This window comes from Methanonatronarchaeum thermophilum (assembly GCF_002153915.1).
Lineage (GTDB): Archaea > Halobacteriota > Methanonatronarchaeia > Methanonatronarchaeales > Methanonatronarchaeaceae > Methanonatronarchaeum > Methanonatronarchaeum thermophilum.
The window spans coordinates 27,501-37,500 of record NZ_MRZU01000005.1; the positions used below are offsets into that span (position 1 = coordinate 27,501).

Genomic DNA, 10,000 nt, shown 5'->3' on the forward strand with positions numbered 1-10,000 from the left:
CCCTCAAAACACCTAACTGGGCGTGAAGCAGGCGTCATTACGAATCAGTGTTATGGTAGTGCTATACCGCTTTCAGAAAGTAACAAAAGAATCAAAGAAAGTGTTTTACCTCTTTTAGAAGAATCTGTACCAGTTATCACTGGCTTTATAGGGTGCTCGAAAAATGGGGATATCACGACGCTTGGTCGGGGCGGAAGTGATTATTCCGCATCCACGATAGGTCGTGCAATTGAAGCAGATGAAATCTGGATATGGACAGACGTAGACGGATTACTAACAACGGATCCTCGCGTTGTTCCAGAAGCCCAGACTCTCAGACGCATCTCATATCGAGAAGCGATGGAGCTATCTTTTTTTGGAGCAGAAGTACTACATCCAAAGAGTATAGAGCCAGCAATAGAGAAAAACATACCTGTAAGGGTTAAAAATACATTTACTCCTGGTTTTGAAGGTACCTTGATAGTTAAAGATGAAGAAAAAGTAGAGGGTGTTGTTAAGGGTGTTTCTGCTGAACGTGACGTTGCCCTCGTAAACATAAGCGGGATGGACATAATAGGAACACCAGGCATCGCAGCAGACGCTTTCGGGGCATTAGCAGACGCCGATATAAATATAATAATGATAAGCACCGGCTCATCCGAACCAACAATCTCCCTACTAGTAGACGAAAAAGACCTCTCACGGGCAATCAAAGCACTAGAAACCGAGTTTTCAGATAACACTATCGAAGAAATAACACACGACCCTGAAGTATCAGTTATAACAGTTGTTGGCAGTGGAATGGCCGGAACACCAGGCATCGCAGGAAGAGTATTCACCGCAATGGGACAGGAAAAAATAAACATAATAATGATTAGCCAAGGCTCATCTGAATTTAACATTTCATTTGTGGTAAAAAAACATGAAACTAATAGTGCATTAAGAAGCTTACATGAAGAGTTTCGACTTGACAAAAAAGATTATAAATTATGATTCTAACTATAAATAAAAAGTACTTATACGAATATAAATATCAAATGATGAGTAAATCTGGATTACCTTAAATAGTTACTTAGTATTTCAAGTTTCGATTTTATCATGGACATCTGAATTGAATATAATTTAATAATTTAATTTCTATGAATGGTTTATATCGTGTTCGTAAAAAAGTTTTTTACAGTTACATATTTTAAGGTTTGTTTTAGTTTAAATACTTTTTAATTTCGAAAAAAGAGGTTAAACCTGAAAAAAATTTAAAAAAATATATTTGAAAAAGGTTTGGAAGAATTATTTACAGAATAGAATATTTAACATATAAAATAAATTTTTTATTTTTATTTTAGTAAAGTCTTAGTAAAGTCTATAAATCTCAAAATCAAAAAATACTGGAGTGATGTTAATCTTTTTGTTAAATCTTTTAAAAAATAAGTTTAAAATATACATCCTAAAAGCTATCTATAAATTTAAGGATGATGGTTTCATAGGTTTAGTCAAATCTATTTTACATTTCATTTATCTGATTTTTTTAAATTTAAGTGGTTACATATATTCTAAAATAAACTATATGATTTATACATTTAAATATGGAGAGAGTATGGCCAAGCCATACAAGGTTATTGAAGTAAATCCTAAAAAAATAGAGTTTTTAAAAGTTCCTCATTTTTATCGAACGATTTCAGAATATGGGACTTTTATTAGAGATGGTAATTGGGATAAAAAGATATCTGAAGATGAAATTGGATATTTTAGATTAAGAGAAAAAGAAAAAATAGGCTATTTTGAAAACTATACTTTTTATAAATGTGTTAAAAATTGGTTAGGAGGGGAAAAATGGGAAGAAACTTCATGTTATGAAATTTTAGCTAAAAAAAAAGATAAAGAACATGCCAAAAAAAAGGAATTTAAATTAAAAAAAATTCTTGGAAGTATTGAAAAAAATGGTTATAAATCTCAAAATCAGTTTAAACAGAAGAATACATCTATTTTGAAAAAAATTTTGAGAATCCCCCCTCAGCATAATGAAATCGCATTAAATATAGATAGACATGGAAATTTTATTTTCGACGATGGAAAACATAGGCTCTGTATCGTTAAAGTTCTCAAAATAGAAAAAATCCCTGCTAGAATACTGGTGAGGCATAAAAAATGGCAAGAAATCCGTAAAGAGGTATATGAAGCTGATTACATTGAAGAATTAAGTAAAAAAGCTAAAATAAATTTAAATCATCCAGATTTGCATGACATTCTAAAGAATAAAAACTTCGTATCTGAAGATAAAAATTCTTAACTAAATAAGAGGTTTTTAAATGAAAAATAAAATAAGTTCTATTAAGAGAATATATTCAAAAGAGGGATTAAATTCCTTATTTAGGGAAGGTTCTAGTTATATACTGGTTAGTAGTTCGATTTCCCCATTTTTAAAGTCCATTATGGGAGATTTAATGCATCAAAAAATATGGATGTTTTTAAATTTAGGATATTGGCCCGATATAAAGGAGCCTCAAACTTTTAATGAAAAAATTATGCATAGGAAGCTTTTAACTAATAAAGAAATTTTCTCAATAGTTGAAGATAAGTGGAGGGTGAGAGATTATGTAAAGAAAAAAGTTAGTGAAGATATATTACCAGATATTTATCAAGTTGTTGAAAATCCGGAAAATCTGTCTTTTGAAAAGTTACCCAACGAATTTGTAGTTAAACCTACACACCTCAGCGGGCCTGTACTTTTGGTTGACAAAAACGATGAGATAAATAAAAATAAAATTAAAAGAAAATGTAAACAATGGTTATCTGAAACACATGGTAAAATCATGGGTGAATATTGGTATCAAAAAATTAAACCTAGAATTATTATTGAAGAATATCTAAAAGAAAATGACAATAATCCACCTAAAGATTACAAATTTTATGTATTCCATGGAAATGTAAAATATATACATGTTGATTTTGACAGACATTCAAATTCACATAAAAGAAGATTTTTTGACAAAAATTGGAATGCTAAAGATTTTAAAAAAGATTACAAGGTAGGGCCAAAGATTAAACGCCCAAATAAACTAAAAGAAATGATAGAAATTGCTGAAAAATTAGGAGAAAATTTTGATTTCATACGAGTAGATTTATACAACCTTAATGACGATCAAATTGTTTTCGGAGAGATGACTGTAGCACCTGCTTCAGGAACTAATAGTTTTGAACCAAAAAAATACGATGAAAAATTTGGGAAATTATGGTAAACCAAAAAAATCCATATTTTTATATAAATACCATAATTTTTTACCTATAGAAAAATAAATTCAGAAGCAATATGGAATTCAAAAAAGATGTTTTAAGATTTTCTCATAAAGTAGGTTTAGATGGTATTTTAAGTAGGATTTATGACGACATTTCAAATAATATTCCCAAAGTAGATGAAGAAATTAAAGAATTTAAATTAGAAGGAGATTATCGAGGTAAAGTCTTTTTTCCAGCTATAGAAGGCCATATGTTGAGCCATATGTATAGAAAATGTATTTTAGCTCACGCTTTTAAAACCAAAAGATATAAACCTTTTTTTTTACTTTGTGATGGGAAACTAGATTTATGCCACTGTAAAGAACTAGTTATGGATAATAAAGCTGCTTGTTCTTTATGTATCAATCGAGGAAAAGAATGGTGTAAAAGATTCGGTATTGAAACTAATTTTATTACGGATTTTTTGCCCGAAAAAAGCTCTAATGAAAGTATAGATAAAGATATTATATCTAAAGATATGTCGGAATACAAAGATGTTCCAATAGATAATTATGTTGAAGCCTCTACACGTCGGTATTTAAGAAGATATACTATTGATTTATCCAATAAAAAAAATGAGAAAGTTTATAACAGACTTTTCAGGAGTGGAATAATCTGTGTGGATGTTGCTGAAAAGATATTTAAAAATCATTCTTTTGTCGCTACAATCGCTAGTCATCCAGCTTATATATATGGTGGCATATTTATGGAAGTTTCTAAAAAAAATGATGTTCCAGCGTATTCTCATTCAGGCGGATATAGGGAAAACCATATTATATTCGGTCGAATCAGTAATAGATCTCCGATGGCTCAGTTTTCGGATAAAAAAATAATTAAAAAACATTTGTCAGAAAAAATTTCATCTGAAGAGAATAAATGGGTAAAAGAACATTATAAAAATCGTTCTGAAGGTAAAACAGGCACAGATTACACAAAATATGCATCAAATAGTAAAAAAATCGAATCTGATAAAACCAAAATAGGTCTATTTACTAATCTAATGTGGGATGGTTCTTTAAGTGCTGAAAACATCGTTTTTGATAGTCCATTTAAATGGCTAGAAACCACTATAGACTATTTCTCTAAATCTAATTCTAAAAAACTAATAATTAAAACACACCCCGCAGAAAAGATACGTGGAACAAAAGAGGATGTATTAAGTTGGATATCAAATAGATATGACTTATCAAACGAAAAATACTCTAACATAAGCGTATTAGAACCAGATACTGATGTAAACCCATACAGTTTAATTGAAACACTAGATGCTGGAATAGTATATAACTCAACTATAGGCCTAGAAATGGCATTTAATGAGGTTCCAGTAATTGTAGTAGGTGATACACACTACAGAGGTCTTGGATTTACATACGACCCCAATGATATCAAAGAATATAAAAAATATATAGAAAACACCGAACAGCTTAAAATGAATAAAAAAATGACTAAATTAGCAAAAAGATATTTTTACTTCCTATTCAACAAAAAACACATAGAATTTAACATTCATAAATATGACGATGGGGAAAAAAATATAAAAAGCAAAATAAAAAAGAAAGGGATTACAAAGAACAGTGATTTAAACTTAATTACATCCAAAATTATTTCAAATAAACCAGTAATAAAATCAATATAAACATAAATGAACTCATTATTCCAATCAAAAAATCACACTATAGCGCTTCATTTTTAATTAACGATTTCCATATATTAACATCTAATTATTTCTAGTTTCATTACAACATATCACTCATTATTTTTAAAATAACCTATTTTTTCACTTAGTTGATATTTAGACAATTTTTACTAATTTCCCAAACCAAGTGTGGGTTTTCATTCAATACTTAAGTATGTAAGTATGCGTATACTATTATCCCTATACTAATTTTGTTTACAAAAAAAATTTAAATAATAAAAATTAAGTCTAAAGTATGGCTTCGATTAATTTATATGACAAGGTTCAAATCAATCTAATAGGAAATTCTAATTCAATAATAAACCTAAAAAAATATTTCAGTTATTTTGAAGGGGAATCTGAAAGCCCAGATTTTAAGATAGATATCAAGCCTATAGAAAGTTTACCAAAAATAGAGAAAAATTTAGGATCAACTTTTGCGGTTGCTGGTGAATACGTAGTTATAAAAGAAAATCAAAGATCTCCAATTCTTTTAAACCGAGATTTAAATGAAATTTTGATTAGCCCAGATACTAGTCATACATACTTATCAAAATTTATTGAATATCCTTTAAGAAAAAGCCTAATTAAAGATGACCTAGCAATGATCCATGCAGCTTCAGTAAAAATTAAAGGTGAAACTTTATGTTTTCCTGCATGGAGAAATACAGGTAAAACCAATACTCTTTTGAGTTTGCTTAAAAAGGATGCGAAACTTATTTCAGACGATAGAGTTTGGATAGATTCTAAAGGGAATATTATGGCTTACCCTTTAGCAATACATATGGGGGAGTATAATTATGAAGCATTTCCTGAACTAAAAGATAATAATTATTTAAGGAAAAAACAAAAGCAACTGGGAAAAAAAATTAAAAATGTTTGTAGCGAAAATGGAAACCTACAAGAAAAAGGTTTCTTTAAAAAAGCCTTATGGTTTACCTCTGATTTTTATTTGGACACAAGTCATAAAAAGATATACAGCTTAAAAGATTTACCTATTAATCTAAATGTAGAATATAGCTCAAAAATTGATAAAGTTATTTTACTCCAATCTAATGTTGATATTGAACCCAATGAGATGGAAAAAACTCCAGCAAAACCAAAAAATATATTAAAAGCTATAGAAGCAATCAATGAATATGAGTGGAATAATTCTATCCGTACTTACATAAAAGTAATTGACTATTTCTTTCCCAATAAAAATCTTCAAGATGAATTTAGTATTATTGAAAAAAGAGAAAATGAAATATTCTCAAACATGTTAGAAACAATTAATTTATTTGAATTAAATCTACCAGAAAAAAGTTTTTGGGCCCAAAATAATTCAAAAATGCTTATTTACGAAGCTATAAAATAGTAAGATAGCGGGTAGAAGGGGGTTTTTTAGGTGTTAAATCTATTTCAGACGTTTAAAAACTACATAAAAAATCATAGCTATAATTTGAAAAAATATAAAGACGGGTACAAAGCTCCTATAAATTTATTTAAAGTTATTTGGATAGATTCTGATGAAATAAAGAGAGAGAGAGTAGATTGAAAAGCCCGTATTTTAATGCAAAAATCCCTTTTGGTACAATTCAAGGAGGGAATTGGGATAAAAAAGACTTTCAGAAATATACATTAGCTCATTATGAATATAAATATTATAAATTAATACATTCAAATGACATACGTAATACAGTTTTTTTCAAATCTCTAAAAAATCATTATATAAAAAACATCCCATGGGAAAAAACCATTTTTTTTAAAAAAATTTATAAATTAATTCAAAACAACGTTTACTTTTATAAAAACATAAAAAACATAAAGACCTTAAAAAAACACTTTAAATACTTAGATAGATTATATCAAAGTATAAAAACAAAAGGATTAAAAAGTCAAAAACAATTAAAAAGAGCTCCACAAAAAGAGATAAAAGTTGATATAAGTAGAAATGGAAAGTACCTAATAAGAGGAGGAAGACATAGGATTTGTATCTCAAAAATACTTGATATAGCTAAAATACCCGTAGTAATAGTAGCAAGACATAGAAAGTGGATCAAAAAAAGAGAATATGCCTATAAAAATAATTTAAAATACCATCCTGATTTCAATGAATTCTCCCAATAAATTAATATTGATATTATCTATTTATATTATCTATTTATAGAATTTCAAAATATAAAGGAGGAAACTAATTGTATTTTCTACCAGAAATCAAAACAAAATTAGAATTATTAAAATTTAAAACAGAGATGGAACTCAAATATTTTATAAACAAGCACTTATATCGCTCTTCACTTAGGCATAATCCTAAAGAGGTTTTTTGGATTAATCCAAAAGGTATATTAGAAGTATGTTTATATAGTTTTACACCCTTTCAACGAAATATCGGTGACATCAAAGGTGGAGATTGGGATTTAAAAAAAATTAAATTGGAAAAACACCCAACCTACTATGGCTTAAAACAGAAATTTTGTTACGGATTTGCGTGGGAAGAAACTACATATTATAAGTATTGCATTAATAACCTAAAAAAAAGAGGCCACGTTTTTGGTTGTACTGATAAAAACGAATTGTACAATAGATTTAAATTTGTTGAAAAAATGTATAAAGATGTAAAAAATAATGGATACAAAACTAAAAATGAAGCTAAATTATTAGATAGTCGAAATAAAAGTTTTAATAAATTCGAAATTTTAGTGAGCATTTCAAGAGATGGAAAATTATTACTGAATGACGGTATCCACAGACTATTTATTTCTAATCACTTAAATATCGAGAAGATACCTGTACAAATTCTAGTTATTCATAAAGATATAACTAAAGAATCTAAATTTAAAGACATAAATCATTTTATGCATAGCTTTACATGAAAAATGTTTTAGGATTACAAATCATTATCATAGATTTTTAAACCGATAGAACAACTAAAGCCATTTTAGATACTTAAAAACTTTCAATCCTAATTATTATTGCTATTTTTCTGCCATGGTATTAAAGATCAAGTACATATGACAAAAAACTTAGTAAATTATTAGTTATATTCTTAGCATTTAACGATAATCGTAATGATAATCAATATATACTGAATCACTGATGCTGTCTACTTTAGATAAAATTGATTTATTAGTTCCAACTAAAAATTTCAGCCAATGTTAGTTATTTTTATATTATTTATAACCTAACCTTAAATTTTATTTAGCAAATAGGACTTATTTCAATTCTTTTTATACGTCTGGACTGGCCATTGAAATATAGGCCTCAATTTAAAAATTATCTCACTCTAATATAGCGATTCATTTTGATTTTTATTTTATTGCAGAATATTTTATTTAAATTGAAATTTCTGTTTAATAGATTCCTACCAAAAATATTAAATACATATTTAATAAAGAAAATATAATTCAAATTTAATAAGCATAAGTCTTTAAAAGAAACTTAAAAGTATATAAAGAGCTTCTTTAGAAAAATATAATACCATTTATTAAATATAATAGAGTTTGCCAATATCCTCATGATGACTATTATCTTATAAAGCCCATGGTAAAGAGTATTCTACTGAAATTTATAAATGATTGTTTTTCAATTAAAAATAATTATCATTAATCCGAAAAAATTACTAGATCTTTATAAATTATTGCCAAATTAGTTAATAAGCCTACAAAATAATTCATTTTTTGAATAGTCATAAAGACTCAATTTACAAAAAAATCTTTTCTTTTAAAACTCTAAACATATTTTCAAAGAATATAAGAAAGAAGTTTATTAACCTATTCTTAAACAAGTGTATACAAAAAGATTATGAATAGATTCTTAAAGTGTTTTTTTGTTTCTTAGTTTTTTCATTACTTTTTCTTCGTTTTCGTATACGGTTTTTTCTTCATTTCCGAGCATTTTTGGTATGTTTTTGACATCTCGTATAAGCCTTCTTAGTCCTGGTCTATCTAGGCTTGCGGATTGGTCGCTTCCCCACATTGCCCGATCTATTGTTATGTGTCGTTCGATTACTTTAGCTCCTAACGCTGCTGCCACTAAGCTTGGTGATATTCCTTTTTCATGTCCTGAATATCCTATTATGTGTTCTGGGAACTCTTTTTTCAGTGTTTTTATTACGTTTAGGTCTAGTTCATTGATTTCTGATGGATAGTTTGCGTTACATTGCATTATTACGAGTTTATTGGATTCTTCAAAGATTTTAACTGCTTTTTTTATTTGTTGCATTGTGGAGCCACCGGTTGATAAGAAAACTGGTTTTCCTGTGTTTTTTATTTTCTGTAGGAGTTTTTTGTCTGTTAGTTTTGCTGAAGCTACTTTGTGGAATGGTATGTCATATTGTTCTATGAATTCGAAGCTGGGTAGGTCCCATGCTGATGCCGACCAGACTATATCTTTGTCTTTACAATATTCATCGATTTCATCGTATTCTTTTTTACCGAACTCGATTTTCTTTTTATATTCTAGGTAGGTTATGTCTCCCCATGGGGTTTCTCTAACTTGGTCTTTTTTGTGTTCCGGTACACATATATCTGGCTCCCTTTTCTGAAATTTAACAGCATCTGCATCAAAATCAGCGGCCATGTCAATCATTTCTTTTGCATTATCGAGCGAGCCGTTATGATTTATTCCAATCTCAGCTATGAAAAACGGGTCACTTTCTTCAGAAATCTCAATACCATCAATAACAATTTTATTCATAATAAAAACTCCTTGTTGATATTTATTTAGTTAGTGTTTTCTGTATGTCTCTAACGAATCCATCTCCACCTTTTTTACGTGAAATGTAGTCACTAATTCTTTTTACTTCAATCTGTGCGTTTGCAGGACAGCAACTGAACCCAACTTCCTTCATCACAGGTATGTCCTGGATGTCATCTCCACAGAAACATATCTCTTTATCCCTAAACCCATATCTATCTTTAATATCTCTATATACACTTAATTTATCCTTTATTCCAATATGGACTTCATCAATACCTAATTTCGACATTCTTTTTTCAATTATACCTGAACCCTCAGAACTCACAACAGCAACCTCAAAACCATCTTTCTTTAAAATTTCAATTCCTTTGCCATCAACTCTAGAAAACTTCA

The 10,000-nt window shown here is 28.6% G+C and carries 9 protein-coding genes (2 of these 9 only partly in view); 7 read left to right on the top strand and 2 right to left on the bottom strand.

Going from position 1 to position 10,000, the window contains the following annotated elements:
- The 7 genes from AMET1_RS07565 to AMET1_RS07595 form a co-directional block, all read left to right on the top strand.
- Window positions 1–972 carry the 3' portion of an aspartate kinase gene (locus AMET1_RS07565; protein ID WP_201721324.1) on the top strand. The gene continues 438 nt to the left of window position 1, outside the view, so the window shows 972 of its 1,410 coding nt (coding positions 439–1,410); the start codon falls outside the window, past its left edge; it ends in the stop codon at window positions 970–972.
- A 601-nt stretch (window positions 973–1,573) separates the two neighbouring features.
- The gene (locus tag AMET1_RS07570; protein ID WP_143406902.1) at window positions 1,574–2,266 is read left to right on the top strand and encodes a hypothetical protein; all 693 of its coding nucleotides are present in this window, start codon (window positions 1,574–1,576) and stop codon (window positions 2,264–2,266) included.
- A 19-nt stretch (window positions 2,267–2,285) separates the two neighbouring features.
- Window positions 2,286–3,215, top strand: a complete 930-nt coding sequence (locus tag AMET1_RS07575) for an ATP-grasp fold amidoligase family protein (protein ID WP_086637891.1) — start codon at window positions 2,286–2,288, stop codon at window positions 3,213–3,215.
- Window positions 3,216–3,286: 71 nt separating this feature from the next.
- Window positions 3,287–4,888, top strand: a complete 1,602-nt coding sequence (locus AMET1_RS07580; protein ID WP_086637892.1) for a capsular polysaccharide export protein, LipB/KpsS family — start codon at window positions 3,287–3,289, stop codon at window positions 4,886–4,888.
- A gap of 295 nt (window positions 4,889–5,183) precedes the next feature.
- Window positions 5,184–6,284: a hypothetical protein gene (locus AMET1_RS07585; RefSeq protein WP_086637893.1), complete on the top strand. Its 1,101-nt coding sequence runs from the start codon at window positions 5,184–5,186 to the stop codon at window positions 6,282–6,284.
- A 176-nt stretch (window positions 6,285–6,460) separates the two neighbouring features.
- The gene (locus tag AMET1_RS07590; protein WP_086637894.1) at window positions 6,461–7,036 is read left to right on the top strand and encodes a hypothetical protein; all 576 of its coding nucleotides are present in this window, start codon (window positions 6,461–6,463) and stop codon (window positions 7,034–7,036) included.
- Window positions 7,037–7,104: 68 nt separating this feature from the next.
- Complete coding sequence (locus AMET1_RS07595) at window positions 7,105–7,782, top strand: hypothetical protein (RefSeq protein ID WP_086637895.1); 678 nt, start codon at window positions 7,105–7,107, stop codon at window positions 7,780–7,782.
- Between the two features lie 940 nt (window positions 7,783–8,722).
- On the opposite strand, the gene AMET1_RS07600 is transcribed toward AMET1_RS07595, so the two are convergent.
- Together AMET1_RS07600 and AMET1_RS07605 are read right to left on the bottom strand one after the other, a co-directional pair.
- Window positions 8,723–9,604, bottom strand: a complete 882-nt coding sequence (locus tag AMET1_RS07600; protein WP_086637896.1) for an N-acetylneuraminate synthase family protein — start codon at window positions 9,602–9,604, stop codon at window positions 8,723–8,725.
- 22 nt (window positions 9,605–9,626) lie between these two features.
- Window positions 9,627–10,000 carry the end of an acylneuraminate cytidylyltransferase gene (locus tag AMET1_RS07605; RefSeq protein ID WP_086637897.1) on the bottom strand. The gene runs 796 nt beyond the window's last position, so the window shows 374 of its 1,170 coding nt (coding positions 797–1,170); the start codon falls outside the window, past its right edge; the stop codon is at window positions 9,627–9,629.

What these genes read in the sequence shown, in the direction of transcription:
- AMET1_RS07575 (WP_086637891.1), top strand. Translation starts at nt 2,286, where the DNA reads ATGAAAAATAAAATAAGTTCTATTAAGAGAATATATTCAAAAGAGGGA.
- AMET1_RS07580 (WP_086637892.1), top strand. Translation starts at nt 3,287, where the DNA reads ATGGAATTCAAAAAAGATGTTTTAAGATTTTCTCATAAAGTAGGTTTA.
- AMET1_RS07585 (WP_086637893.1), top strand. Translation starts at nt 5,184, where the DNA reads ATGGCTTCGATTAATTTATATGACAAGGTTCAAATCAATCTAATAGGA.
- AMET1_RS07570 (WP_143406902.1), top strand. Translation starts at nt 1,574, where the DNA reads ATGGCCAAGCCATACAAGGTTATTGAAGTAAATCCTAAAAAAATAGAG.
- AMET1_RS07600 (WP_086637896.1), bottom strand. Translation starts at nt 9,604, where the DNA reads ATGAATAAAATTGTTATTGATGGTATTGAGATTTCTGAAGAAAGTGAC.